This window comes from Pseudomonas sp. RGM2987 (assembly GCF_022952855.1).
GTDB lineage: Bacteria > Pseudomonadota > Gammaproteobacteria > Pseudomonadales > Pseudomonadaceae > Aquipseudomonas.
The window spans coordinates 18,051-42,851 of the sequence record NZ_JALJDX010000222.1 but is presented as its reverse complement, the minus strand read 5'-3'; the positions used below and the strand labels follow the sequence as shown (position 1 = coordinate 42,851).

The window sequence follows — 24,801 nt, the reverse complement described above, 5'->3', positions numbered from 1 at the left end:
CCCGGTTTCTTGGAACCGAACCATCGCAAGCGCCCCGTTCTAGCTTCGAAAAATGATTACGCCGCTTCGTTAAGCGCCCCGCCAGTGTGCCGATAGCCTTAAGAGGTCCGGTTAATTTCTGGGTTCGCCGAGGGTTCGTCATGTTTAATACAACACTAAAAAATGAACTGGCGGCTAGGACAGCCGAATTGGCAGCATACAAGGGGTTGGTGGGCGCTCTGGACCGGTCGATGGCCGTGGTCGAGTTCAGCCCTGACGGCAAGCTGCTTCGAGCGAACGAGAATTTCCTGAAGACAATGGGCTATCGGGCTGACCAACTGGGCGGTCTGTCCCATCGCGATTTCTGTACCCCGGCGTTGGCGGCCAGTGCCGAGTACCGCGAATTCTGGAATCGGTTGCGGGCCGGCCAGTTCGTTTCCGGGACGTTCCAGCGGGTCAGTGCACAGGGCGAGCATGTCTGGCTGGAAGCCAGCTATAACCCGGTAGTCGATGAGCAAGGCCGTGTGATGAAAGTGGTCAAGTACGCTCTGGACGTCACGGCCAAAGTTGCCAGTGAAGCGGAAAGCCGGGGCAAGCTGGCGGCGCTCGACCGGGCCATGGCCGTGATCGAGTTCGACCTGAGCGGGCACATCCTCACCGCCAACGATAACTTCCTCAGTGTCATGAATTATTCGCTGGCCGAACTCAAGGGCAAGCATCATCGGATGTTCTGCGAGCCGAGCCTGGTCAACAGTTCCGAGTACGCGGATTTCTGGCGTCGTCTCAACGCTGGTGAGTTCTTCAGGGGGCAGTTCAAGCGCGTCGGCAAGAACGGCAAGGTGGTGTGGCTGGAAGCCAGCTACAACCCGGTGTATGACGCCGAGGGCAAGTTGAGCAAGATCGTCAAGTTCGCCAGCGACATCACCGAGCGGGTTGAAAAATTCGAGGAGGACTCCCGCGGCGCCTCGCGGGCCTATCACATCTCCGCCGAGACCGAGCGCGTCGCCGAGCAGGGCGCCCAGGTCATCCACCAGACGGCCCGGGAAATGCGCCAGATCGCCGACAACATTGGCGCGTCGTCACGGTTGGTCGGGCAACTGGGCGCGCGTTCCGAAGAAATCACCGCCATCGTCAACACCATTCGCGGCATCGCCGACCAGACCAACCTGCTGGCCCTCAACGCCGCCATCGAAGCCGCCCGGGCCGGCGACCAGGGGCGTGGGTTTGCGGTGGTGGCCGATGAGGTCCGGCAACTGGCTGGCCGGACCAGCCGCTCGACCTCGGAGATCGCCGAAATGATCGGCATGATCCTCAGCGAAACCCGCGAAGCGGTCGCCAGCATGAGCGTCACCCATGAGGGCGCGCTGCGTGGCGTGACCCTGGCGGACCAGGCCGGGTCGGTCATCGTGCAGATCCGGGCCGGGACCACCGATGCACTGGACGCGGTGAGCATGTTCGCGTCCAAGCTTGATGAGTCCGAGGTCATTCCGAAGACGGCGATTGGCTGGGTGGGGTGAGTCGGACCGGACCCCCGCGTCTGGACCAGCAAGCTGCCCATTGACGCGACCTTTGCACTTAATGAAAGGGCGGATTGCAGTTCGCGCGTATTCCTGCGCAGTTGCTTTGGGATGAAGATGTCTCCACCGACACGCACACCCGGTCAAGGGGTGTGACGGAGCATCCCTAACCATGGCGCACTGACGCAGGCCCTCGTCCTGCTGGCGCGAGGAGCATCTGATGGACTCATCCCTGGAAGCAGAAAACTCGCCCTGGCACGAAGGGGAGCTGGCCTTGCAGCGCACCGTCGGCGCCGTCGAGATGATGGCCGGTGTCGGCCAGCGGCAACTGGCGCGTACCTGGATACCGGACCAGCATCGCGACTTCTATGCCCAGTTGCCGTTCGTGGTGCTGGGTGCGGTGGATCGCCAGGGCGATGTGTGGGCGACCTTGCGTACGGGTCAACCCGGTTTCATGGGTTCGCCTGATCCGCAGACCCTGCACATCAACGTCGAGCCGCAGCCCAACGACCCGGCCCAGGAAGGCATGGGCGAAGGGGATGCCATCGGCATGCTCGGCATCGAGCTGCACACCCGTCGGCGCAACCGCATGAATGGTGTGGTTCGCCGTCAGCTTGAGCCAGGGCTGGAGATTTCGGTGCGCCAGGCCTACGGCAACTGCCCGCGCTACATCAACCTGCGCCAGTACCACTTTGTCGAAGAGCAGGCCGGCGCCCCTCGTCAATTGGAGGTGACCGACCCGCTGGTGCGTCGGCTGGTCACCGCAGCCGATTCCTTCTACATCGCCACCTATGTGGAGCGCGACGGCGAGCGGCAGGTTGACGCCTCCCATCGCGGCGGCAAACCGGGCTTTGTGCGCATGGAGGAAGACGGATCGCTGACCGTTCCGGATTTCTCCGGCAACCTGTTTTTCAATACCCTGGGCAACATCCTGCTGAATCCGCGGGCGGGCCTGGTGTTCATCGATTTCGAGACCGGTGATCTGTTGCAAATGAGCGGCTCGGCGCAGGTGGTGCTGGACGATCCGCAGATCGCCGCGTTCCAGGGCGCCGAGCGGCTGATGCGGTTCACCCCACAACGCATCGTCTACCGCCCGGCGGCCATCACGCTGCGTTGGAAAGACCAGCACGAAGGTGACTCGCCCAACTCATTGATGACCGGCAGTTGGGAACAGGCCACGGAGCGCTTGCAAGCCGAAGCCCTGCGCACCACTTGGCGCTCGCTGCAGGTCGCGAGGGTGGTGGACGAGAGCCCCAGCATTCGCTCTTTTTACTTGCAGGCAACCGATGGCGCGGGTTTGCCCCGCTTCGAAGCCGGGCAACACTTGCCGGTGCGGGTCGCGCTGGATGGGCAGAAAGCGCCCTCGATTCGTACCTACAGCGTGTCGAGCGCGCCGTCGGATGATTTCCTGCGCATCAGCGTCAAGCGCGATGGGCTGGTGTCGTCGCACTTGCATGACCAGATCCAGGTGACGCACGAGATCGAGGGCCGGGCGCCCCAGGGACATTTCACCGTGCAGGCCACCGAGCGGCGGCCCTTGGTGCTGCTGGCGGCAGGTGTGGGTATCACACCGCTGTTGTCGATGTTGCGCGAAGTGGTTTACCAGGGCCGACGCATCAGCCGCATGCGCCCGGTCTGGCTGGTGCAAAGCGCTCGCACGGTAGAAGAACTCGCGTTTCGTGATGAAATCGATGAACTGGCAGCACGCGCGGGCGACAAGCTGCGGGTGCTGCGCGTGGTCAGCCGGCCACCGGTCAAAACTGCTATTGGCGATGGTTACGATCTGGCGGGTCGGATCGACGTAGAACTGCTCAAGAACCTGCTGCCGCTCAACGATTACGACTTCTACCTGTGTGGCCCGGGCAGCTTCACCCAGGCCCTGTACGACGGACTGCGCAAACTGCGCATTGCCGACGACCGCATCCATGCCGAAACCTTCGGCCCGTCGACCCTGGTGCGTGACATCGAGGTCAGCGTACCGGCGGCGCAACAGGTGCCGGCTGCGAGCGAAGCGGTGAAAGTGTTGTTCGCCAGCTCCGGCAAGGAAGCACGCTGGGAACCAGGCGCCGGATCGCTGCTGGAACTGGCCGAGGCCCGCGGGCTGAGCCCGGAATTCAGCTGTCGAGGTGGTTCCTGCGGTACCTGCAAAACCCGGTTGAGTCGTGGTCAGGTGCATTATCTGAACATGCCGGCCGAGCCTGTCGCGCAAGGCGAAGTGCTGATCTGCTGTGCAGTGCCGGCACAGGGCAGTGAAACCCTGGTGCTGGAGGTTTAAGAGACACTCGCTTCAGAGGCGGCGCAGGTGATGGGACTTAAGCTGGCTTACCCCGCATCAAGATCGATGCCTGCTGAAACGATCGCTCAGGCATGCCCCTAAAAGATAAAACCCGCCCCCTGCAAGAGTGAACAGCGCGAGCAGGTAGAAGATGGAGTACGGCGGTTGTGTTGCCAATAAGAAACCGCAAAGCACAGGGCCGGATGCCGCGCCGAGGTTACTGAGGTTTTGCGCCGCGTAATACATGCCTCGCAGATGATTGGGGGCGATGTTGTCGATCAGCATGTATTCAGCCGGGATGACGATGATCTCGCCGAGGGTGAAAACTGCCATCGAGATTATCCAGAACATGACCGTACCTGAAAGGGCGAAGCCGGCCAGTCCAAGGACGAACATGCTCAGCCCGGCGCCTAGCCACAGGTTCAGATGACGCGGTGAAATCTTTCTGCCGATGGCGTACTGCAGGCTGATCACCATCAGCGCGTTTGTGGTGACGATGGCGCTGATGATGCGGTAGGTGAATTCGGGCGTAGTGGTGACCACCAGGTATTGTGAGAGGTAGGCCGTGAATTGGCCGAAGACTACTGCGCTGAGTAACCCCGCGAGGGTAAAACACACCAGTCGATAGTCCTGGGACAGCAGCTTTCCCACGGCCAGGAATGGGAGGGGGTCACGGTCCTTTTTGACAACGCTCAGGTCTCGGTTGGCCCATAGGAGATAGCTGAAGAAGAATGCTGCACCCAGCGCGCCGGACATGAAAAATGGCAGGCTGCTATCCAGCCTGGCCAATCCTGCCCCCATCAATGGCCCAGCGGCGTAACCGATGTTGGTCAATGTGTATTTGATGGAAAAGGCTTGGCTACGCTCGGCAACCGGCAGCAGATCGCCAAATCCCGCCTTGACGGCAATATCGATGACGGCATAGGCCAGGTTGATCAACACCAGGCAACCGTAGAAGAGCCAGATTTCGCGGGCCAGGAACGTGCCCGCGAACCCCATCGTGAACAGTCCGCTGAAAACCAGGATGAGCCGGTAGCTGGACAGGTTGTCCACCAGGAAACCGCCGTACAGGCTCAACAACGATCCGATGATCAACGTACTGCCGATGACCAGGCCGATGTCGGCGACGCTCAACCCAAAGCGGTCCGACAAATAGATGACCAGATAGGGCAGGGTGATTGCCCGCGCCAGCGTCAGGACCAAAGACGCTGAAAGCAACACATTGACGGTCGAGGGATAGGTTTTGAGAGCGGTGAGCATCCGTGCCTCTTTGCTGGGTGAGTTGACAGGTTCCGCGACGTCGCGAGAGACGCTATTGGATGGCAGCATACTGAGGAACGGAATTCTGATTTATGATGTTTGTTCACGGATTGAAGGAAATGAATTCATGAATGAAGGATGCCTATGTTTGCCTCCGAACGACTGAAGGGCATCGACGTTTTCGTCTGCGTCGCCGAGTCCGGCAGTTTCAAGGCCGCCGCTGATCGCTTGAACCTGACGGCTTCTGCAGTGAGCAAGGGCGTCGCTCGTCTTGAAAACCGGCTTGGAGTTCGATTGTTCGAACGCACGACCCGGCGCGTTTCGCTGACCGACGCAGGAACGGCTTTCTACCGCACCTGCACCGGGGTGCTGACGGACCTTGAAGAGGCCGAGCTTTCCCTGCATGCCGAGCACACCGAGCCACGTGGCCGGGTTCGACTCCACCTCCCGGGAGCATTCGGCCGTTCCCAGGTGCTCCCCATCATCCTGCGCTGCCTGCAGGACTACCCGTTGTTGGTCCCGCATATTTCATTTTCCGATCATTCCATCGACCCGCTCCAGGAGGGCGTGGACATCGTCGTTACGTTGGGCGGCACGAATGTCTGGCCGGAGACTGTGGGGCACCGCCACCTGGGCCGCGAATGGCATGTGCTCTGCGCGTCTCCCTCGTACCTGGCCGAGCATGGCGCTCCCCTCACCGAATCGGAGCTGGAGTATCACCAGTGCATCGCCTACGGTTGGCCGGACGGAAAAATCAGCTCGTGGAATTTCGCCGGCAGCCGCCCGGGGGAAATCGTCAGAAGGCAAATGACTCCAACGTTGATCGTCGGCGATGGAGAAGGCTTGGTGATGGCACTGCTGTCGGGGTGCGGGGTTGCCCAGCTACCTTCATGGCTCATCCAGCGGCAACTCGAGGAGGGGACCCTGGTGCAAGTACTTGCTCATTCGGCGACCGATGGCATGACGATCAACCTGCTCTGGCAGAAGCACCGTGAAACGTTGCCCAAGGTCGCTGTTTTACTGGACGTGCTGACGGCTCATCTGACCAGGGGACTCGAACATGGCGAAATATCATGAACGCCTAGGCTGCCTCCAGCCGCCGGTCTCTTTGCCGCTGGGCTTGCCGGGCTTCCATGCGCACGACCAGCCAGATCCCCACGCCGGAAACGGCCATGCCCACCACCATCTGCCATGAAAGCGGTTCACCAAACATCGCCCAGGCCCAGAGCATGGTAAGCGGCGGGCTGAGGTACAGGACGCTGGCGACCCGGGTGGCGGTCGCACGGCGCAGGCACAGCCAGTAGAGTCCGTAGCCGCCCATGGTCGACAGCCCGGCGGTCCACAGCACGCTCAACGCAAAGCCGGCACTCGGGACCGGCGCCAGGCTGCCGTGGGTTCCCTCGACCACGGCGAAGGCCAAACCCGAAGTGCAGCATTGCAACCACAGGTTCGGCAATAGGCCCAAGGATTGCGAAGCCGGTAAACGTTTTTGCCAGAGGGTCGCGACGGCGAGCGACAGCATGCCCAGCAACGGCAGGCCATAGGCCCATGACGGCGCATCGCCCCACGCCAGTGCGCCGTGAGTCACCAGTGCAACGCCGCCCAGGCCGATGAACAGACCGACCCAGACCTGCCAGGCCAGTCGTTGCCCGAGCACGCCGGCGGCCAACAGCGCCATGCCCAGTGGCAACAGGTCCGCAACCAGCGCGGCCACACCCGCCGGTACACCCAGGGCGATACCTTGGGTGATGCCTGCCAGGTAACCGGCCATGGCAAGCAGGCCGATGCCGGCGTTTTTCAGCAGCATGGCTCCAGAAGCGCGTCGCAGCTGGCTGGCAACGAAGGGCAACAGAACCAACGTAACCACCACGCAGCGCCAGAACACCACCAGTAACGGCGGCGCATAGTCGATGGAAAAGCGTGCGCCAACGAAGCCGGAGCTCCAGGTCACCAGCAAGGCGACCTCGAGCAACGGCAGCGGAACGGCCTGGTGCCAATGGCGCCAGGAGAGGGAAGGCCGGGTGGTGCAATTGGGCAGGTTCATGACCACAGGCTACGAAACCGGCGTAGTCTGATAAATCAAAATATCCTGCATCAGTCATTCACAAAGGATGAATCATGACGGCCATTCTCGACATCGACTTGATCCGGACGTTTCATGCAGTGGCACGCATCGGCAAGTTCAGCGCGGCGGCCCAGGTCCTGCACAAGAGCCCGGCGGCGGTGAGTGTGCACATACAGCGGCTGGAGGGCGTTGCCGGAGGGCGGCTGCTCAATCGGGACAATCAATCGGTTTCCCTAACGACCCTGGGCAGGCGCTTGCTGGCCTCGACCACAGAGCTGCTCAACACCCATGACCGGGTGCTGGCCGATCTGCAGGGAACGCGGCTGGCGGGGCGCATCACTCTGGGCGTCCCGGATGAATACGCCGACCATGTCATCCGCGACATCCTGCCGACATTCGCGACCGCCTGGCCAAACGTGATACTGGAACTCAAGACGGCACCAAGCTATGCGCTGCGGGATCTGGTGCAGCGGGCCAAGCTCCAGGCGGCGGTCATTACCCAGCCGAAGGGCTCACCGAATGCAGGGGCGCAGGTATTGGTCTCCACCCGCCCGGTCTGGGTCGGGCCGGCCCATGTTGCCCTGGCCGCGGCGGATCCGTTGCCGTTGGCCGTGCACGCAGCGCAGTGTCCGTATCGGCAAGCGATGGTGGAATCGCTACGACAAAGCGGTCGTCGAACCAGGATTGTCCTGGAAAGCCCGTCCAACCAGGCCGTCAAGGCATGCGTCGAGGCGGGGCTGGCGATCAGTCTGATAGACCGTGCGCGCGTGACGGACGCCATGCAGATCCTCGATGGGTTGCCCGTCATCGCCGAGCACGAGGTGGTATTCCAACGGTCGCAAGCCTCCCACAATGAAGAAGCGGTGGACTTGCTGGCCCAGACCATGCAGCAATATTTTCGCCTGTAGCACCGGTCAGAACGGGCCCCACTTGAGCGGGTACTGGATGACCACGTACAGCCGGTCGATGTCATCGCCGGCCTGGGCGTCGTTGGCTCGGTGAGTGACGTGGGACAGTTGCAGCGACAAGTCCTTGGCCGGGCCGGATTGCACGACGTAGTGCAGGTCCAGGTCGCGCTCCCAATGGCGTCCGCCATCCCCCTGCTGCGGGCGATAGCCACCGCTGTCCGGATCGAATGGGTTGTAGGCCCCGCCTTGTGGGGCGTGGCTGCCGTCGATGCCGCGTCCTGTGACATAGCGGGCCATGAAGCTCAGACCGGGAATACCGAAGGTGCCCAGGTCGAGGTCGTAGCGCGCTTGCCAGGAGCGTTCACCGGGGCCATTGAAATCGGCGTATTTGATCGAATTGGCGAGGTAGATCGAGTCGCCACCGACGAAATCGAAAGGCGTGTCGCCGTTGATTTTCTGATAAGCCAGGGTGAACGCCTGGGCATCGATCCTGTATTTGCCGGACAGGCTGTAGGCGGTGGTGTCGATGGCCCCGGCGGCGGCCTTGCCTTGATCACGGGTGTGATACAGATTGCCGTCGAGAAACAGGCTTCCGACAGCGCCATGTAGATTGGCGTAGTACTGGCGCCAGGTGTCGCTCAGTTCGGAGACGTAGAGCGCGCCGCCCACTGGCTGGCCGCTGAGCAGGTCGGCGCCGATGAAATCGATGTCGTGGTTGCGCGTCGTGGCCCCGTAGCCGGAAAAGTCGCCCCGGCCGGTCGAGGCGTCCTGATTCTTGAAGGCACTGAAGTGACCGGCTTGCAGGTCGAGCCCTGCCAGTTCCCTGCTCGAAAGTAGCAAGCCGCTGGCGTACTCCGGTTGCAGGCGCTTGTCTGCTGTGTCGAATACCGGGGTCTCCACAGTCATTTCACCAACCGCCAGGGTGGTGTTTGAGGTCTTGAACTTCAGCGCGCCGCCGGCGCTGGAGTAATTGTCTTCACTGCGCCCGTCCTCATCCAGCGGCAGCAGTCCCGTCCCGGAATGCCCTTTGCCGCCGTCCAGCTTCAACCCCAGGAAGCCATGGGCATCGATGCCGACGCCGAGGGTGCCCGTGGTGAAACCGGATTCGAACGAGGCGATGAACCCCTGGGCCCATTCCGCCTTGTAGCTTTTGCCGGATGGCGTGGGAGAACGGTAGTCGTTGTTCAGGTAGAAGTTGCGGCTGAGGATTTCGAGGTTCGCGCCTTCGAGAAAGCCAACCTCTTGCGCAGGTTGCGCCGCCATTACTGACGTTGCGCTGCCGGTCAGGAGGGTCAGGAACCAGAATGGCCTGAGGGCGGCGGGGGTGTATCGAGCGTGAGCCATGACAGAAAATCCATGTCAGACGGTAATGCTGCATCCCCACGGGAGGTCAACAGCTTCCCGTGGTGGAAAACAGATTTGAGCAGAGGGCGTCATTCTTGGAGTCGGGAGGGTGACGGTGTGAGTTAAACGTTGTTAATTGCGCTCAGCCTTTGGCTCTGTTTCTGCGGAACGTCAGGTTGTTTGCGTTCAAGCTTTTGGGTCTGCTGCGCCCGAACGCGGACCGGCCCAGCGGGAGCAAGCTCCCTCGCCACAAAGGCCTTGGAACACGCAGCCCTCGTGGCGAGGGAGCTTGCTCCCGCTGGGGTGCGAAGCAGCCCATAAGCCAATCACCTCAGTGTGTCAGGAAGACTGCCTTTAGCCATTTAGGCCTGCTGCGCAGCCCAGCGGGGATCAATCCCCTCGCCACAAAAGCCTTGAAACACGCAGCCCTCGTGGCGAGGGAGCTTGCTCCCGCTGGGGTGCGAAGCAGCCCTTAACCCAATCACCTCGGTGTGTCAGGAAGACTGCCTTTAGCCATTTGGGTTTGCTGCGCAGCCCAGCGGGGATGAATCCCCTCGCCACAAAGGCCTTGGAACACGCAGCTCTCGTGGCGAGGGAGCTTGCTCCCGCTGGGGTGCGAAGCAGCCCTTAACCCAATCACCTCGGTGTATCAGGAAGATTGCCTTTAGCCATTTGGGTCTGCTGCGCAGCCCAGCGGGGATCAATCCCCTCGCCACAAAGGCCTTGGAACACGCAGCTCTCGTGGCGAGGGAGCTTGCTCCCGCTGGGGTGCGAAGCAGCCCCAAACCGAATCAGGTCAACGCCCCAAGCCTGTCGACAGCGGCGGAGTCCTCGGTGGAATCTGGCGTTTCGACCCAGTCGCCTCGAACGCCGAAGCCAATCGCAGCAACGCCGAGTCGTCATAGGCCCGGCCGGCAAATGTCAGGCCGACGGGCATGCCGATGTCGGCCATGATGCCCATCGGCACGGTGACGGTGGGCACACCCAGGTGGCGGATCGCAAGGTTGCCGTTGGCGACCCAGATGCCGTTGCTCCAGGCGATGTCGGCAGAAACCGGATTGACATCCGCATCCGCCGGCCCGACATCGGCCACGGTCGGGAAGATCACCGCGTTGAGCCCAAGCCGATCCATCCAGTCTTCCAGGTCGATCCGACGCGTCTCCTCCAGGCCCCGCAGTCCGTCCGGCAGGGTTGGAATCTGATCCCAGGGCGTGATGCCGCGCTGGGCCATCTTCACGTATTCGTCCATGCCGGCGGCGAGGTCATCCTCGCGGTTGGGCAGGGTGCCCGGGTCGTGGGGAAAGATCTGCGGTCCGTCGACATCCGCCAGGCGGTTCAACTTCGGATCACCGTTGGCCCGCAGGAAATCGTCGAACGCCCAGGCCGACAGGTCCCAGAGTTCATGGTGCAAGAACTCCTTGGACACCAAGCCCCGGGTAAACACTGTTGGTGCACCGGGCCGATCGCCCTCACAGTTGGACACCAGCGGGAAATCCACCTCGACCACCTCGGCGCCGTGGGCCTCAAGCGTCTTGCGGGCTTGTTCCCAAAGATCGATCACCGAGGCGCGGGTGACGATTCGCTGCCCGGTCGGGCCACCGATGCCGGGCGCTTCGGCCGTGCCCGCTTCAGGGTCGGCGTTGATGTACATCCGTGGCACGCCGAAGCGAATGCCGGCCAGGGCGCCCGGGTGGCTGGCGAGGCTTGGATACGAGGCCGGGCGAACCGAATCGACGCTCGGAATCGGTACCCAGGGTTGCAGGCGCCACAGATCGCCGCGTGTATCCGGATCCTGCGCGACCACCACATCCAACACTTCGAGCAGGTCGGCCATGGTCCGAGCGTAGGGCACCACCACATCCATGGTCGGCGTCAGCGGCCAGTTGCCGCGCACCGAAATCACCCCGCGTGAAGGCGTGTAGGCGCACAAGCCATTGTTCGACGCCGGGCCGCGCCCGCTCGACCAGGTCTCTTCCGCCAGGCCGAACGCGGCGAAACTGGCAGCCGTTGCCGTGCCGGCTCCATTCGAGGAGCCCGAGGCAAACGGGGCGGTCAGGTAGTCGCCGTTATATGGGCTCTCCGCACGGCCATAGACCCCGCGCTGCATGCCGCCATTAGCCATGGGCGGCATATTGGTCTTGCCCAGGCAGATCGCGCCGGCAGCGCGCAGGCGCTCAATGGTGAATGCATCGCGGTACGCCACCAGATCCTTGAACGCCGGGCTTCCGGAAGCGGCGGTGAGCCCCTTGACCAGATAACTGTCCTTGGCCGTATAGGGAATGCCATCGAGCGGGCCCAGCGTCTGGCCGCTCGCCCGACGCGCATCGGACGCTTGCGCTTCTTTCAAGGCATCAGGATTGCGCACCACTACCGCGTTTAGCGCAGTAGGCGTATCGGGGCCATCGTAGGCATCGATCCTGGCGAGGTACGCCTGGACCAATTCGACCGCCGTCATTTGGCCGGACTCGAGCGCAGCCCGCAGTTGGGCGATGGAGACTTCGGTGATTTCGATCATGCGGTTACCGTCGCGTCAGAGGGATGACCTACGCAAGACACCTGACATTCAGGTCCTATCGCAGGAGGCATCTCAAAGTGGATATTTATCGGCTTTCGAGCACTCTACTACGGCCCAAGGCCGGGGGTCTATCCGTCACCGAGTCGAGAGGGCTGCGTCACCATCGATCTTCTCCCTGAACTCCTGCGAGCAATCGGACTCTAGACTCCATTGCGGCACCGTGAAAGATTGAGGATGACAATGTCGAACATTGAAGAACTGCCCAGGGAAACCCTGGCTCCGAGCGAATACGAAAGTCTGTTTTCCATCGGCGAAAACGCGCTCGAAGCCATTCCCGGCGCGGTGTACCTGTGCGATCGCGACGGCTGGCTCGTCAGGTACAACAGCGAAGCGGCCGGGCTCTGGGGGCGAACGCCGATACTCGGTGAAAACGGTGACCGCTTCTGCGGCTCCCATCGCCTGTTCCTGATGGACGGCACTCCCCTGGCCCTTGACCAGTGCCCGACCGCCCAGGCCCTCAGCGCCGGCGTCACGGCGCGCAATCAGGAAGTCATCATCCAGCGCCAGGACGGTTCGCGGTTCGTCGCGCTGATGAACATCCGCGCCCTCAGGGATCGGCATGGTGTTATCCAGGGCGCGATCAACTGCTTCCAGGACGTCTCGGCGCATCATGCGGTGGCCGCGGAACTGCGGCGCAAGAGCGCCGATCTCGAAGATTTTTTCGAAAACAGCGCGGTCGGCCTGCACATTGTCAGCGGCGACGGCGTCATTCTGCGGGCTAACAAGGCTGAGCTGGCGCTGCTGGGCTACTCGGCCGACGAGTACATTGGCCGGCACATCGCTGAATTCCACGCCGACGAACCGGTGATCGGCGACATACTCACCAAGCTGAGCAGCGGCGATTGCCTGGAAAGCTATCCGGCGCGCCTGAAGGCCAAGGACGGCTCGATCAAGCATGTCACCATCACCTCCAATGGCCGTTTCGAAGCCGGCAAGCTGTTCAACACACGCTGCTTCACTATTGACGTGACCTGCATGCATGCCGCCGAGGCAGCCCGCCAGGAGAGCGATAACCGCCTGGCCGCCACCTATGAAGCCGCCACCATCGGCATCGCCGAGGCCGACGCCAACGGTCAGTTGCTGCGGGTGAACGATGCCCTGTGCAACATGCTGGGCCGCCCGCGAGAAGAACTGCTGGCAATGTCCTTCCTCGACTATACCCATCCGGAATGCGCCAGCGAGGACGCTGCTTCCTACGCACGGCAGGTTGCTGGCGAAATGGACAGCTATGTGTTGCGCAAGCGCGCCGTGAAGCCGGACGGCCAGGTCCTCTACCTGGACGTGCACAGCTCCTCGGTACGCGATGCGGCCGGGCAGTTTCGCTATGGCGTGCGAGTCATCCAGGATGTGACCGCGGCGCGGCGCATGGAAATGCAGGTCCGCGAGAGCGAACGGCACATGCGCAACCTGCTCGAAGCATTGCCCGCCGCGGTGTATACGACCGATGCGCAAGGCCGCATCACGTTCTACAACCGAGCAGCGGTGGAGCTGTCCGGCCGCACCCCTGAGCTGGGCGACATGTGGTGCGTGACCTGGAAACTCTTCAACACCGACGAGACGCCGCTGCCCCACGACCAATGTCCGATGGCGGTGGCCTTGAAGGAAAACCGGCCGATACGCGGCGTTGAGGCGATTGCCGAGCGCCCGGATGGCACCCGCGTACCTTTCGCTCCGTATCCCACGCCGTTGCATGACGCCGAGGGAAATCTGGTCGGGGCGATCAACATGCTGGTGGACATCACCGAGCGCAAGCAGGCTGAAAATCGCCAGAAAACCTTGATCGACGAACTCAATCATCGGGTCAAGAACACCCTCGCCACCGTGCAGTCCCTGGCGGTCCAGACGGCACGCGACGCAGAGGATGCGAAGGACGGCTACAAACGCTTCGAAGCCAGGCTCCTGGCGCTGTCCCGCGCCCACGATCTGTTGACCCGCCGCCACTGGGGCAACACGCCTCTGGACTCCCTGGCCCAGGAAGTCCTGATGCCGGTATTCGGCAGTGATCCGACGCGGATCGTCGTCGAAGGGCCGTCCATCGACATCGGCACGCGGGTCGCGCTCAACCTGACGATGACCCTCAACGAACTGGCGATCAATGCACTCAAGTACGGCGCAATGTCGGTAGAGTCAGGCACGCTTTCAGTCACTTGGCAGTTGCAAGCGCAACCCGACGGCACGCTATTCACCCTGGACTGGCGCGAGCGCGGCGGGCCGCTGGTGTTGCAACCAGAGCGGGAAGGGCTGGGTTCACGCCTGATGAAGCGCTGCATCGAGCGCGACCTGGGTGGCAAATTCGCGCTCACCTTTGCCCCGGAAGGCGTTCGCTGCCACCTCTCATTCCTGATCGGGGCCTAGGCATGACGCCATTCGCCGGAGTGCGGGTGCTCGTTGTCGAGGACGAAGGAGCGATTGCCATGCTGATCGAGGAAATGCTGGAAGACCTGGGCTGCGAAATCGTCGCCTCGGTTGCCCGGCTCGCGGCGGCGCAGGATCGGGCCGGCACGGCACAGATCGACCTTGCCATCCTCGACGTCAATCTGGCTGGCGAACGGGTTTTCCCGGTGGCGCAGATCCTGCGCAGTCGCGGCATTGCCTTTCTGTTCAGCACTGGTTACGGCGCTAGCGGCGTGCCTGCCGAGTTCGCGGGGTACCCGGTACTGCACAAGCCGTTCTCCGAAGGCGAGTTGCAGCACAAGATCGGCCTGGCGCTCAAAGGACCGGTCACCGGGGCCGTGTGATAGCCTTTTTGGTGAGCGCTTCGCACTGGAGCGCAAAGCACCCCTTGGCTCCGGTAACCGGGTTCCCATCAGCATTTAGTGAGCCACAATCCCCGTGGCGAGGGAGCTTGCTCCCGCTGGGCTGCGCAGCGGCCCCAGGCTTTTTTGCGGCTGCTACGCAGCCGAGCGGGAGCAAGCTCCCTCGCCACGGGGTCGCTTTCACCTCCCGTTCCAGTCCGGTTCTGGCGCATGGGGAATTTCCCCTACAACCTCTTGGGAAATTGCCCGATTTACGTCCTTCAGATTTGCGACTGGAGGCTACATCACCTTGCGCCTCTGCCTACAACTACGCCAGAATCCGCCGGCTTGTGCGCCTTGGACCTCACCGGTAGCTTTGTTCTCGTCACTGCCCATCAGTGATCGGGTTTAGTAGCTCGGTATCCAAGACGCGTAATGCTCCATTCAGTCAGGTATCCCACGCCTGCATTCAATGGTAGCTGTGCGCAGGGCGCCTTCGGGTGCGCCGGATTCTTGGATCCCCGGTCTACTAACCTGCGTACAGCTGCCACTCTCTTCGTTTAGTAGCGAATCGGTGATGGCTCCCATTTTGAGGATCCATGAGCATGTCCAAGAACAAATCCAATACACCAGACGATCACACATCCCGCCCCCAATCAGCCAACAGCAAAAAGCTCGACGATGCGGACACCCGCGCCCTGGACTATTACCTGAAGCCCAAAGCCGACCAAGAAACACCCGCCACCCCCGACACCCTGTTCACCGTCGCCCCCAACATCGATGCCGAATGCCTGCTCGCCAACCTCAGCGAAACCCTGGCCTCTGCCAATGCCATGATCGCTGACCTGGCGTTCGACCTGGAAGGTTCGCGACGCCATATAGCGCTGGGCGTGCAGCAGATGATCGAACTGGGCCTGCTGCTGGCGAACCGGGCGTTGGATGTGGTTGATCCGAGGTAAGAGCGTCCACTGACCCCCCCCGATGTGAGAGCAAGTACACCCAACCCCCTGTGGGAGCGGGCTTGCTCGCGAATGCGTCAAGTCAGTCAAAACTGAATTAACTGACCCACCGCCTTCGCGAGCAAGCCCGCTCCCACAATGATCTCTAGTGGACTTGAATCCTGAGAACACCTCCGGACCTCTGTGGGAGCGAGCCTGCTCGCGATAGCGTCGGGTCAGTCGGCACTGAGTTAACTGACCCACCGCTATCGCGAGCAAGCTCGCTCCTACAGTTGGAGTAGGGGTACACCCGCAAGAAGCAGGTCGACGTTAAGGCCGCCTCGTTTTTAAATCTTCAGCCCCTTTTCAAAAACTTCCCTAACGCCCGAACAACATCAACCGCCGACTGCGTGGTAATGCGCCCAGGCACCTGGTCAAACATATGCGGCGCGCCTGGGTAAACGTGCAGCTCCACCGCCACACCCGCCCGAGACAACCCCATCGCGTAAGCCACATCCTCATCGACAAACAAATCCAGCGCCCCGACCGACAGGAAACACGGCGGCAGTCCACCGAGCTTTTGCTCCAACGCTGGAGAAAACCAACCAACGCGTTCATCGTCCAGGCGGTAGCCGCCACGCATACACTCCCAGCAGAACCGGTTCTGCGCCGGCTGCCAACTGAAGGTACCGGTGCTGGGATTGGAGTAGGGCGAACCTGCCGAACCCGTACGATGGTCGAGCATCGGGTAAACAAGCACCTGAGCGGCAATCGGATACTGCTGCCTGTCGCGCGCCATGATCGCCAACGCCGCGGCCAATCCACCGCCAGCGCTATGGCCCATGACCACTATGCGCTGCGGGTCGAGGTCCAGGCCCTGGGCGTTGGCACACATCCAGCCAAGCGCTGCATAGCAATCGTCCAACGGCCCAGGAAAGGCCTGTTCGGGAGCCAGCCGATAATCCACCGCGACGATAAGCACCTGCTGCTCATCGGCCAGGTCAGCCAGATAATCATCGGCCATTTCAGGCTTGCCGAGCACGAAGCCACCGCCATGCAGGTACAAGATCGCCGGCAGGGGCGCGCTGCTCAAACAAGTTGGCTGATAGAGACACAGGCGCAGCCGTTCGCCGTTCAGTCCCGAGGTCCAGGTCTGCGTGCACCGTGCGCGATGTTCTGGTTTGAACATCGAATGCACGCGAGCGCGAATGGCGGGCAGGGTGCCCAGTGACCAGTGTTCCGCGCTAGGAGTCATGAAACTGTGAAACGCCGGATCGAGCAATGCTTCTGGCTTCAAGGTGCAGATTCCTTTATGTCGTCGGACAGCGGAGCGCCGGTGAAGGAACCCCGCGCCCTGCGTTACAGCCAGGCCTTGATCTGCGTACAAACCGCCTGGGTTGAAATGCCGTAGCGATCATGCAGCGTCGGCAGGGCGCCGGCATCGAGGAAGGCGTCCGGCAAGCCGATCTGGCGGAACGTCGGCGTCACGCCATTGCGCAGCAGGACCGTTGCCACGGCTTCGCCAAGCCCCCCGATCACCGAGCTGTTTTCCGCCGTCACCACCAGCCGCCCCGGTTTGCGGGCTTCGGCGAGAATGGTTTGCTCGTCCAGTGGCTTGATCGTCGGTACATGCAGTACCGCAACATCGACACCGTCGGCCTGCAACTGTTTGGCCGCTTCCAGCGCACGCATGGTCATCAGCCCGGTGGAAATGATCAGGACATCGTCGCCGGTGCGCAGGGTCTTGGCCTTGCCAATCTCGAACTGGTAGCCGTATTCGTCCAGCACCAGCGGCACGTTGCCGCGCAGCAAGCGCATATAGACCGGGCCCTGGTGCGCAGCGATGGCCGGCACCGCCTGTTCGATTTCCAACGCATCGCACGGATCGATGACCATCAGGTTAGGCATGGCCCGAAAGATCGCCAGGTCGTCGGTGGCCTGGTGGCTGGGGCCATAGCCGGTGGTCAGACCCGGCAAGCCGCAGACGATCTTGACGTTGAGGTTTTCCTCGGCAATGGCCATGCAGATGAAGTCATAGGCGCGCCGGGAGGCAAACACCGCATAAGTCGTGGCGAACGGTACGAATCCCTCGCGGGCCATGCCTGCGGCTGCGCTCATCAACAACTGTTCGGCCATGCCCATCTGATAGAAACGCTCCGGGTGGGCCTTGGCGAAAATGTGCAGGTCGGTGTACTTGGACAGGTCGGCAGACAGGCCAACGATGTCCGAGCGCTGCTCGGCCAGCGCCGCCAGCGCATGGCCGAAGGGCGCCGATTTCGTGGCCTGGCCTTCGGCGGCAATCGAGGCAATCATCGCCGAGGTGGTGAGGCGCTTCTTGGCCGGCTCGCTGGTCAAGATCGGGGTATTGGCAGCGTGGCTCATGGGTTCTTTCCTTCTTCAAGATTGCTCAGCGCCAGGTCCCACTCGTGTTCTTCGACGCGGATGAAATGGGTTTTTTCGCGACTTTCCAGGAACGGCACGCCCTTGCCCATGCGGGTGTCGCAGATGATCACCCGCGGTTGCGTGCCGGGGTGATTGCGTGCGGCGTCGAAGGCGGTCACCAGTGCATCCAAATCATTGCCATCGACGCGCTGGGTGAACCAGCCGAAGGCCTGCCAGCGATCGACAATGGGTTCGAACGAGAGAATTTCGCTCGAATAGCCATCGGCCTGCTGGTTGTTGACGTCGACGATGGCGATCAGGTTGTCGAGCTTCCAGTGGGACGCCGACATCACCGCTTCCCAGGTCGAACCTTCATTCAACTCACCGTCGGACAACAGGTTGTAGACGAAGGAAGACGAGCCTTTGCGTTTCAATCCCAGGCAGGCGCCGACGGCGATGCCCAGGCCCTGGCCGAGCGAGCCGCCGGTGATTTCCATGCCTGGGGTGTAGGCGGCCATGCCCGACATGGGCAAGCGGCTGTCATCGGCGCCGTAGGTTTCCAGCTCATCCAGGGGAACGATCCGGGCTTCGATCAATGCCGCGTACAGCGCAATCGCGTAGTGACCGATGGACAGGTAGAAGCGGTCGCGTTGTTCCCATTTCGGATCTTCGGGCCGATAGTTCAGGGCATGGAAGTACGACACCGCCAGCAGGTCGGCGGCGCCCAGCGCCTGGCCGACATAGCCCTGGCCCTGGACCTGCCCCATGCGCAATGCATGGTGACGGATGTTGTGGGCGCGTTCGGCCAGTGACGTGGACGCGGTGTGGGGAGCAAGGTTGGACATGGTAAGACTCCGATAACTCAACGATTGACCAGGGCGGCGGGAATGCGCAGCACCAGCAGCGCACCGCCCAGCAGCACCCCGGTGATCAGGTACATGCCGATGGCGCTGGAGCCGGTCTGGGTGGTGATCCAGCCAATCAGGTAGGGCGAGCAGAAGCCTGCCAGGTTGGCGAAACTGTTGACGGCGGCGATGCCGGCGGCGGCAGACACGCCACCCAGCAGCGTGGTGGGCAGCATCCAAAACATCGAGGAAGCGGACAGGATCCCCGAGGCGGCCAGGCACAGGCTCAGGATCGACAGCAGGATGTTTCCACCCAGCAGCGCGGCGAGGGTCAGGCCCAGGGCGCCGGCGATCATCGGCACGATAAGGTGCCAGCGTCGTTCGCGATGTTTGTCGCCGCTGCGTCCCACCAGCAGCATCGCGGCAATCGCGCAGAGGTAGGGCAGGCTGGTCAGGAAACCGATGTGCAGCGGATCGGAAACCCCGGCGTTGCGCACCAGTGTCGGCAACCAGAAGGTGATCGCGTACTGGCCCATCACCACGCAGAAGTAGATACCGGCGAGCAGCCACAGCCGACGGTCGCGGATGAACTCGCCCACCGAAGCGTGCGTGACTTTGCACTGATCGTCTTCGGCCAGTTCGCGGCTGATCAGGGCTTTTTCGTCCTCGTCCAGCCAACTGGCCTGGTGCACGCCATCCTTGAGATAGCTCAGTACCAGCAGGCCCACCAGCACGGTTGGGATGGCTTCGAGCACGAACATCCATTGCCATCCGGCCCAGCCGTGCAGACCGGCGAAGTGGTTCATGATCCAGCCGGAGAGCGGGCCGCCGACCATGCCCGACAGCGGGATGGCGATGAACCACAACACGGTCATGCGGGCACGCCGATAGGACGGGAACCAGTAGGTCAGGTACAGCAACAGGCCCGGTGCCAGACCGGCTTCGGCGACGCCGAGCAGAAAGCGCAGGGCATAGAACTGCCAGGCGGTTTCAACGAAGGCGAACAGCGCGGAAATAAGACCCCAGGTGATCATGATCCGGGCGATCCAGACGCGCGCCCCGACCTTGTGCAGGATGATGTTGCTGGGCACTTCGCAGAGGAAATAGCCGATGAAGAACATGCCGGCGCCCAGGCCGTACACGGTTTCGCTGAGGGCCAGGTCGTTCATCATCTGCAACTTGGCGAAGCCGACATTGACCCGGTCAAGGTAGGCACACAAGTAGCACAGCATCAGGAACGGCATCAGCCGCCAGGCAGTCTTGCGATAGGCGTTGGTGCGCACGGTCGAAACCGCTTCGAGCGATAGGGTGGTCATGAGGGTCTGATCTCTTGTTGTTATTGACCGCCGGGCCATGGGCCCGGCTGCGTCTCGATCCAGAACCGTACGGGCCTCGCGGCCCGCCAGTGTTATCAGTGAATCAGCATCCCGCCGTTCACGTCCAAGGTGATGCCGGTCAGATAGGAGGACAGGTCACTGGCCAGGAACAGCGCTGCGTTGGCGACATCCTGGGCTTCACCCAGGCGTCCCAGTGGAATGCCGTCAATGATCGCGTGACGGCGATCATCCTGCATCAGGCCGCCGGTGATGTCGGTGTGAATCAGCCCGGGCGCAATCGAGTTGACCCGCACGTTGTCTGGCCCCAGTTCCCGGGCCATGGCTTTGCCCAGGCCCAGCACGCCGGCCTTGGCAGCGCTGTAGTGCGGGCCACCGAAAATGCCGCCACCGCGTTGGGCGGACACCGAGGACATGCAGACGATGCTCCCGGCGCGCTGCTCGCGCATCACCGGAATCACCGCCTGGGACATGAGCAAGGTGCCGCGCAGGCTGACGTCCAGCACCTTGTCATAATCCGAGCCGCGAATATCGAGGGTCTTGAGCGGTTGGGTGATGCCGGCGTTATTGACCAGCACGTCGATGCGGCCGAATTGCTCGAGGATGGTGGCGACGGTCTGGCGGACCTGTTGTTCATCCGCGACGTTCGCGGCCAGGCCCAGGTGACCTTCGCCCAGGGAGGCAGCGGCGTCACGGGCCGCGGATGCATCCAGGTCGAGGATCACCACCCGGGCGCCATGTTGCGCAAACGTGGTCGCTGTCGCACGGCCGATACCTCGCGCCGAAGCAGCACCGGTGATGATCGCGACTTTGCCTTGAAGAAGCATGGAGGACACCTCTGATTGTTGTTATGGGAGACATTCGGCCATGAACCGATGACTCACTGTGTTCCGCGCCAGCGCCCTGAGCAATAACGCGAAAGTCACTCGGTGCTGAAAAAAATTCAGCACTCGCCAGCCGGTGGGTGGAATGGTTGAATAGCCAGGTGCCCGAATGACAAGACTTGCAGCGGAATAACAATAATCATGCGCTTACCTGAAGACTCACCTGCCGTGCTGCCGCCCCTGAAAGCCATTCAGGCCTTTGAGCAGACGGCGCGCTTTGGCAACGTCGCCCGCGCCGCCGAATTGCTCGAACTGACCCCCTCGGCGGTGAGCCACCAACTGGCCAAGCTCGAATCGATGATCGGCCGCCAATTGTTTTTCCGCACGGCCAGGGGCGTGACCCTGACCCCGGTGGGCGAGCAGTACCTGACCGAGGTCTCCGGTATCCTTCACAGCCTGGCGGTGGCCACCGAGCGCGCCGCCAGCGATGTCAGCCTCGATTGCTTGCGGCTGCACTCGTCCCCCAGCTTCGGCCTGTTGTGGCTGATGCCGCGCTTGGAGCAGTTCCGCGAGAGCCATCCGGATATCCAGCTCAACCTGTCGTGTTCCTACGAATCGCTGCACTTCAGCCGGGACAAGATCGACGTCGACATCCGCCATGGCATGCCCAACTGGCCGAGCTTCGAAGTGCGTACGGTGCGCAACGAGCGGATTGCGGTCATGGCTTCTCCGAAATTGTTGGCGAAGCGGCCTGTTCGGACCGTGGCGGATCTGCTCGATCGTGAGTTGATCCTGTCGGAAGCGACCCTGATCAAGTGGCCGCAATTGTTCGCCCAGCACGGTCTGTCGCGGCCCGAGAAACCCTACACCCTGAGCTTCGACCGTTCCTACATGACCCTGGAAGCCGCCAGCCACGGGCTCGGCTTTGCGCTGGAAAGCACGCTGCTGGCCCAGGACTACCTTGAGCGCGGTGCGCTGGTGGAGGTAGCGCCGGACCTGAGTGCGTCGATCACCGCGCATCACCTGGTGTTTCCCCGGGCCCACGCCAATTTCCCCCGAGTCCGGCGCTTCCTGGAGTGGATGCAGAGAGAACTGGGGCACGACTTCAATTATTGAGGCGAGCCTCAAGGAACAAACGCCAGCACACTCGCCGGTGAACCGGAGCCGGCCTCAAGACGCAGCACGCCGATCACCAGCGTGCACCCAGTGGCCGGTAGCTGATCAAGCTGGTTCAAACATTCAAGGATAATGCCGCGCCTTCCCAGCACCAGCCGGTTGCTCGCAAAGGTCGTTTCCTGCCCCGGGTCCACGCCATGAGTGTCGATACCGATCCCGGCGATACGCCGTTTTTCCAGCAGCAAGCGAGTAGCCGCAGCGCCGACCCCGGGGAAGTGCAGGCCGCGCTCATCCTGATTGAAAAAGCGACCCGGATCCGCCCAGCGCGACTGCCAACCCGTGTGGAACAGCACCACGCAACCCTCCGGAATCGGGCCGTGCGCCTGCTCCCAGTCCTCGATGTCTTGCAGGCTGATGACGTAGTCGACGTTGTCGCCGACCCGACGCGCCAGATCCATGACCACCGCTGGCCGGACCAGCGATTCAGGGGTGTAGTCATCGATGCCCATGGCGCCGGTCTCGAAGCTGTTCGGCGCATTCATGTGCGTGGCGCTGTGCTCGCCAATGCTGAAACTGCGCAGGTAGTAGCCATCCTTTTCCAGCGAAGCCTCGGTGTTGAACAGTACCGGCGGGTCGTTGGGCCAGAGGGCAATATTCGGCGTGATCAGGTGGCTGAGGTCGACGATCCGGCTGAAGTGAATGCTGGGCATGGCTGACGTCCTGTTTGGCGGCTGGTAAAAATTTGTTCAGTGGCCCTGGCTGGTCCTGATCAACTCATAGGCCCGGCGCACCAACGGATTGACCGTATTGGCGCGGATCCACAGGTGATAAGTCACGTCCGGCATACGCGGCAGGCCATCGTTCTCACCCAGCACGCGCATGTCCGGGCCGAGCATTTCCATGCTCCGCGGGGTGACGCCCAGGCCGGCGCGGGTGGCGGCCTTGATGCCAATCAGGTTCGACGCCAGGTAGGCCTGGCGCCAGGGAATATTGGCGCGTTCCAGCGCCTCCAGCGCGTAGCGCCGATAGATGCTCGGCTCATCCACCAGGATCAGCGGCAACGGTTCGCCGGGGTTGTGCTGGTATTGCGCCGAGCAGATCCACCACACCGGCGAAGTGCGCAAGGCGAAGCCTTCAAGGTTCGAATCCTGGCGCGTAGAGATGATCATGTCGACCTTGCCTCGGTGCAGGTCGTCCATCAGGAACGGGCTTCGGCCGACATCGATTTCCAGCCGCAGGCGCGGCGCCGAGCGGGCGATGTGGCTGAGGATCGGCGGCAGGATGGTGTCGGCGATGTCATGGGGCGAACCGATGCGCAACACGCCGCTCAGGCTGCTCTCGCGCAGGGAATTGAGTGCGTCATCGTTGAGCGAGAGCATCTGCCGTGCGTGGCGCAGCAACTGCTGGCCGGCTTCGGTGAGCTGTTTCTGCCGGCCGCGCTTTTCGAAAAGGCTCACGCCGACCTGCTGTTCCAGGCGTTGCATGTGCTGGGTGACGGACGATTGCGTACGGGCCAGCCGGGCACCGGCTTCGGCAAAGCTGTGGTGGTCAACCACGGCGATGAAGGTGCGCAGCAATTCGAGATCGAGGGTCGACATGGCGGTGCTCATATCAAGGGTGCAACGTGAAACATTACATATTTTTATGTATGGGGTGGAACGTTTTATGTGGAGCTGCGTTTCAGGCCAATAAATACGCGGTTATTCGTTTTTTGCCTGATCACCAAACTCGGAGAGTTATAACGATAGTCGATATTTGAATTTCCTTCGCCCTCGCGCGATACCTAGGATGCCCACTCATCAGGCCGGGGGACGCCGGCCATTTATGAGGGGATTTCCATGTTGCTTGAGCGCTCACCTGTAAAACGATTGCTGCCTGTGATGTTGGGCGCGTTGATCTCATTGGCGGGCGCCACCGTCGCCCAGGCCGATGCGACCCTGGACAAGATCGAGCAACGCCATGAGTTGGTGGTCGGCGTGCTGCTGTCCGGCGGGCCTTTCGGCGGCATCGATCCCACGACCCAGAAGCCACGCGGATTGAACGTCGACCTGGCCGAGGAATTGGGCCGGCAACTGGGTGCCAAGGTGGAGTTGGTGCCGGTGCTGCCGGCCAACCGTGTGCAGTTCCTGCAGCAAGGTAAGGTCGATCTGCTGATCGCCAACATGGAATGGACCGCCGAGCGCGGCGAAATCCTTGGCTTCGTGCCCACGCCGTTCTACCGCGTCGGCGGCACCGCCGCAGTGCTCAAGGACAGCAAGATCAGCCGCTGGGAAGACCTGAAGAATCAACCGGTCTGCACCTCCCAGGGCAGCAGCTACATCAAGCCGCTCACCGAACTGGGCGCCGAGATCAAGGCGTTCAAGAGCTCCTCGGAATCGCTGCTCGCCCTGCGCGGCAACAACTGTGTGGCGGCGGTGCATGACGCCACGCTGATCAATCCGCTGTTGGCCGACAACGCCGAATGGCAGGGCTATCGCGCCCTCAGCCCGGAGCTCAATCCCGCGCCTTCGGTGATCTGGACGCGCAAGGGTGAAAACGACACCCAGGCCAGGCTCGACCCGATCATCCAGCAACTGCACCGCAGCGGCTGGCTGATCGAAGCCCAGACCCGCAACCGCATCACGCCGGCGTCGCCGGCCCTGGTGGAATTGCAGAAAAAATTCCAGGGCGGCGGTGCCTGACGGCTGTCGGACTTGCCATTCTT

20 protein-coding genes are annotated in these 24,801 nt (G+C 62.2%); 9 read left to right on the top strand and 11 right to left on the bottom strand.

Annotated elements, in window-relative coordinates; translation table 11 throughout:
• The first annotated feature begins 140 nt into the window (after positions 1 to 140).
• Both RGM2987_RS26470 and RGM2987_RS26465 read left to right on the top strand, forming a co-directional pair.
• On the top strand, positions 141 to 1,496 hold the full coding sequence (locus tag RGM2987_RS26470) for a PAS domain-containing methyl-accepting chemotaxis protein (protein WP_245145813.1): 1,356 nt from the start codon (positions 141 to 143) through the stop codon (positions 1,494 to 1,496).
• Positions 1,497 to 1,716: 220 nt separating this feature from the next.
• The gene (locus tag RGM2987_RS26465; RefSeq protein WP_245145812.1) at positions 1,717 to 3,771 is read left to right on the top strand and encodes a pyridoxamine 5'-phosphate oxidase family protein; all 2,055 of its coding nucleotides are present in this window, start codon (positions 1,717 to 1,719) and stop codon (positions 3,769 to 3,771) included.
• Between the two features lie 57 nt (positions 3,772 to 3,828).
• Here the strand turns inward: RGM2987_RS26465 and RGM2987_RS26460 are convergent, their stop codons facing one another.
• Positions 3,829 to 5,031 carry an MFS transporter gene (locus tag RGM2987_RS26460; protein WP_245145811.1) on the bottom strand — a complete coding sequence of 401 codons (1,203 nt, stop codon included), beginning with the start codon at positions 5,029 to 5,031 and terminating at the stop codon, positions 3,829 to 3,831.
• 144 nt (positions 5,032 to 5,175) lie between these two features.
• Here RGM2987_RS26460 and RGM2987_RS26455 point away from each other — a divergent pair, with 144 nt between their 5' ends.
• Positions 5,176 to 6,108: a LysR family transcriptional regulator gene (locus RGM2987_RS26455; RefSeq protein ID WP_245145810.1), complete on the top strand. Its 933-nt coding sequence runs from the start codon at positions 5,176 to 5,178 to the stop codon at positions 6,106 to 6,108.
• A 4-nt stretch (positions 6,109 to 6,112) separates the two neighbouring features.
• Here the strand turns inward: RGM2987_RS26455 and RGM2987_RS26450 are convergent, their stop codons facing one another.
• Positions 6,113 to 7,075 carry a DMT family transporter gene (locus RGM2987_RS26450; protein WP_245145809.1) on the bottom strand — a complete coding sequence of 321 codons (963 nt, stop codon included), beginning with the start codon at positions 7,073 to 7,075 and terminating at the stop codon, positions 6,113 to 6,115.
• Between the two features lie 74 nt (positions 7,076 to 7,149).
• On the opposite strand from RGM2987_RS26450, the gene RGM2987_RS26445 reads away from it, so the two are divergent.
• The gene (locus RGM2987_RS26445) at positions 7,150 to 8,004 is read left to right on the top strand and encodes a LysR substrate-binding domain-containing protein (protein WP_245145808.1); all 855 of its coding nucleotides are present in this window, start codon (positions 7,150 to 7,152) and stop codon (positions 8,002 to 8,004) included.
• A gap of 6 nt (positions 8,005 to 8,010) precedes the next feature.
• Here RGM2987_RS26445 and RGM2987_RS26440 read toward each other — a convergent pair whose 3' ends face one another.
• Together RGM2987_RS26440 and RGM2987_RS26435 are read right to left on the bottom strand one after the other, a co-directional pair.
• Positions 8,011 to 9,348, bottom strand: coding sequence for an OprD family porin (locus RGM2987_RS26440; RefSeq protein WP_245145807.1), 1,338 nt, complete (start codon positions 9,346 to 9,348; stop codon positions 8,011 to 8,013).
• A 796-nt stretch (positions 9,349 to 10,144) separates the two neighbouring features.
• Entirely contained in the window at positions 10,145 to 11,863 is a 1,719-nt protein-coding gene (locus RGM2987_RS26435; protein ID WP_245145806.1) for an amidase, read from the bottom strand.
• A gap of 240 nt (positions 11,864 to 12,103) precedes the next feature.
• Between RGM2987_RS26435 and RGM2987_RS26430 the strand changes: the two genes are divergently transcribed.
• The 3 genes from RGM2987_RS26430 (at position 12,104) to RGM2987_RS26420 (ending at position 15,617) form a co-directional block, all read left to right on the top strand.
• On the top strand, positions 12,104 to 14,278 hold the full coding sequence (locus RGM2987_RS26430) for a PAS domain S-box protein (protein ID WP_245145805.1): 2,175 nt from the start codon (positions 12,104 to 12,106) through the stop codon (positions 14,276 to 14,278).
• Positions 14,279 to 14,280: 2 nt separating this feature from the next.
• Entirely contained in the window at positions 14,281 to 14,661 is a 381-nt protein-coding gene (locus RGM2987_RS26425) for a response regulator (protein ID WP_245145804.1), read from the top strand.
• Between the two features lie 602 nt (positions 14,662 to 15,263).
• A complete protein-coding gene (locus tag RGM2987_RS26420) occupies positions 15,264 to 15,617 on the top strand; it encodes a DUF6124 family protein (protein WP_245145803.1) in 354 nt (117 codons plus the stop codon).
• 334 nt (positions 15,618 to 15,951) lie between these two features.
• Here RGM2987_RS26420 and RGM2987_RS26415 read toward each other — a convergent pair whose 3' ends face one another.
• From RGM2987_RS26415 to RGM2987_RS26395, 5 genes are all read right to left on the bottom strand, one after another.
• The gene (locus RGM2987_RS26415) at positions 15,952 to 16,893 is read right to left on the bottom strand and encodes an alpha/beta hydrolase (RefSeq protein ID WP_245145802.1); all 942 of its coding nucleotides are present in this window, start codon (positions 16,891 to 16,893) and stop codon (positions 15,952 to 15,954) included.
• 62 nt (positions 16,894 to 16,955) lie between these two features.
• A complete protein-coding gene (locus tag RGM2987_RS26410; protein ID WP_245145801.1) occupies positions 16,956 to 17,978 on the bottom strand; it encodes a transketolase family protein in 1,023 nt (340 codons plus the stop codon).
• Complete coding sequence (locus RGM2987_RS26405; RefSeq protein ID WP_245145800.1) at positions 17,975 to 18,823, bottom strand: transketolase; 849 nt, start codon at positions 18,821 to 18,823, stop codon at positions 17,975 to 17,977. Before RGM2987_RS26405 ends, RGM2987_RS26410 begins: the two co-directional genes overlap by 4 nt.
• A 17-nt stretch (positions 18,824 to 18,840) precedes the next feature.
• The gene (locus RGM2987_RS26400) at positions 18,841 to 20,139 is read right to left on the bottom strand and encodes an MFS transporter (RefSeq protein WP_245145799.1); all 1,299 of its coding nucleotides are present in this window, start codon (positions 20,137 to 20,139) and stop codon (positions 18,841 to 18,843) included.
• Positions 20,140 to 20,234: 95 nt separating this feature from the next.
• The gene (locus tag RGM2987_RS26395; protein WP_245145798.1) at positions 20,235 to 20,984 is read right to left on the bottom strand and encodes an SDR family NAD(P)-dependent oxidoreductase; all 750 of its coding nucleotides are present in this window, start codon (positions 20,982 to 20,984) and stop codon (positions 20,235 to 20,237) included.
• A gap of 198 nt (positions 20,985 to 21,182) precedes the next feature.
• On the opposite strand from RGM2987_RS26395, the gene RGM2987_RS26390 reads away from it, so the two are divergent.
• Complete coding sequence (locus tag RGM2987_RS26390) at positions 21,183 to 22,097, top strand: LysR substrate-binding domain-containing protein (RefSeq protein ID WP_245145797.1); 915 nt, start codon at positions 21,183 to 21,185, stop codon at positions 22,095 to 22,097.
• Positions 22,098 to 22,105: 8 nt separating this feature from the next.
• Here RGM2987_RS26390 and RGM2987_RS26385 read toward each other — a convergent pair whose 3' ends face one another.
• Together RGM2987_RS26385 and RGM2987_RS26380 are read right to left on the bottom strand one after the other, a co-directional pair.
• On the bottom strand, positions 22,106 to 22,807 hold the full coding sequence (locus tag RGM2987_RS26385; RefSeq protein WP_245145796.1) for a cyclase family protein: 702 nt from the start codon (positions 22,805 to 22,807) through the stop codon (positions 22,106 to 22,108).
• A gap of 36 nt (positions 22,808 to 22,843) precedes the next feature.
• Positions 22,844 to 23,707 carry a LysR substrate-binding domain-containing protein gene (locus RGM2987_RS26380; RefSeq protein WP_245145795.1) on the bottom strand — a complete coding sequence of 288 codons (864 nt, stop codon included), beginning with the start codon at positions 23,705 to 23,707 and terminating at the stop codon, positions 22,844 to 22,846.
• A gap of 228 nt (positions 23,708 to 23,935) precedes the next feature.
• Here RGM2987_RS26380 and RGM2987_RS26375 point away from each other — a divergent pair, with 228 nt between their 5' ends.
• Entirely contained in the window at positions 23,936 to 24,778 is an 843-nt protein-coding gene (locus RGM2987_RS26375) for a transporter substrate-binding domain-containing protein (RefSeq protein ID WP_245145794.1), read from the top strand.
• Positions 24,779 to 24,801 lie beyond the last annotated feature (23 nt).

Coding starts and splice junctions, on each gene's coding strand:
- RGM2987_RS26455 (WP_245145810.1), top strand. CDS start 5,176: ATGTTTGCCTCCGAACGACTGAAGGGCATCGACGTTTTCGTCTGCGTC.
- RGM2987_RS26400 (WP_245145799.1), bottom strand. CDS start 20,139: ATGACCACCCTATCGCTCGAAGCGGTTTCGACCGTGCGCACCAACGCC.
- RGM2987_RS26465 (WP_245145812.1), top strand. CDS start 1,717: ATGGACTCATCCCTGGAAGCAGAAAACTCGCCCTGGCACGAAGGGGAG.
- RGM2987_RS26440 (WP_245145807.1), bottom strand. CDS start 9,348: ATGGCTCACGCTCGATACACCCCCGCCGCCCTCAGGCCATTCTGGTTC.
- RGM2987_RS26375 (WP_245145794.1), top strand. CDS start 23,936: ATGTTGCTTGAGCGCTCACCTGTAAAACGATTGCTGCCTGTGATGTTG.
- RGM2987_RS26405 (WP_245145800.1), bottom strand. CDS start 18,823: ATGTCCAACCTTGCTCCCCACACCGCGTCCACGTCACTGGCCGAACGC.
- RGM2987_RS26445 (WP_245145808.1), top strand. CDS start 7,150: ATGACGGCCATTCTCGACATCGACTTGATCCGGACGTTTCATGCAGTG.
- RGM2987_RS26410 (WP_245145801.1), bottom strand. CDS start 17,978: ATGAGCCACGCTGCCAATACCCCGATCTTGACCAGCGAGCCGGCCAAG.
- RGM2987_RS26430 (WP_245145805.1), top strand. CDS start 12,104: ATGTCGAACATTGAAGAACTGCCCAGGGAAACCCTGGCTCCGAGCGAA.
- RGM2987_RS26425 (WP_245145804.1), top strand. CDS start 14,281: ATGACGCCATTCGCCGGAGTGCGGGTGCTCGTTGTCGAGGACGAAGGA.
- RGM2987_RS26450 (WP_245145809.1), bottom strand. CDS start 7,075: ATGAACCTGCCCAATTGCACCACCCGGCCTTCCCTCTCCTGGCGCCAT.
- RGM2987_RS26390 (WP_245145797.1), top strand. CDS start 21,183: ATGCGCTTACCTGAAGACTCACCTGCCGTGCTGCCGCCCCTGAAAGCC.
- RGM2987_RS26435 (WP_245145806.1), bottom strand. CDS start 11,863: ATGATCGAAATCACCGAAGTCTCCATCGCCCAACTGCGGGCTGCGCTC.
- RGM2987_RS26380 (WP_245145795.1), bottom strand. CDS start 23,707: ATGAGCACCGCCATGTCGACCCTCGATCTCGAATTGCTGCGCACCTTC.
- RGM2987_RS26420 (WP_245145803.1), top strand. CDS start 15,264: ATGTCCAAGAACAAATCCAATACACCAGACGATCACACATCCCGCCCC.
- RGM2987_RS26460 (WP_245145811.1), bottom strand. CDS start 5,031: ATGCTCACCGCTCTCAAAACCTATCCCTCGACCGTCAATGTGTTGCTT.
- RGM2987_RS26470 (WP_245145813.1), top strand. CDS start 141: ATGTTTAATACAACACTAAAAAATGAACTGGCGGCTAGGACAGCCGAA.
- RGM2987_RS26395 (WP_245145798.1), bottom strand. CDS start 20,984: ATGCTTCTTCAAGGCAAAGTCGCGATCATCACCGGTGCTGCTTCGGCG.
- RGM2987_RS26385 (WP_245145796.1), bottom strand. CDS start 22,807: ATGCCCAGCATTCACTTCAGCCGGATCGTCGACCTCAGCCACCTGATC.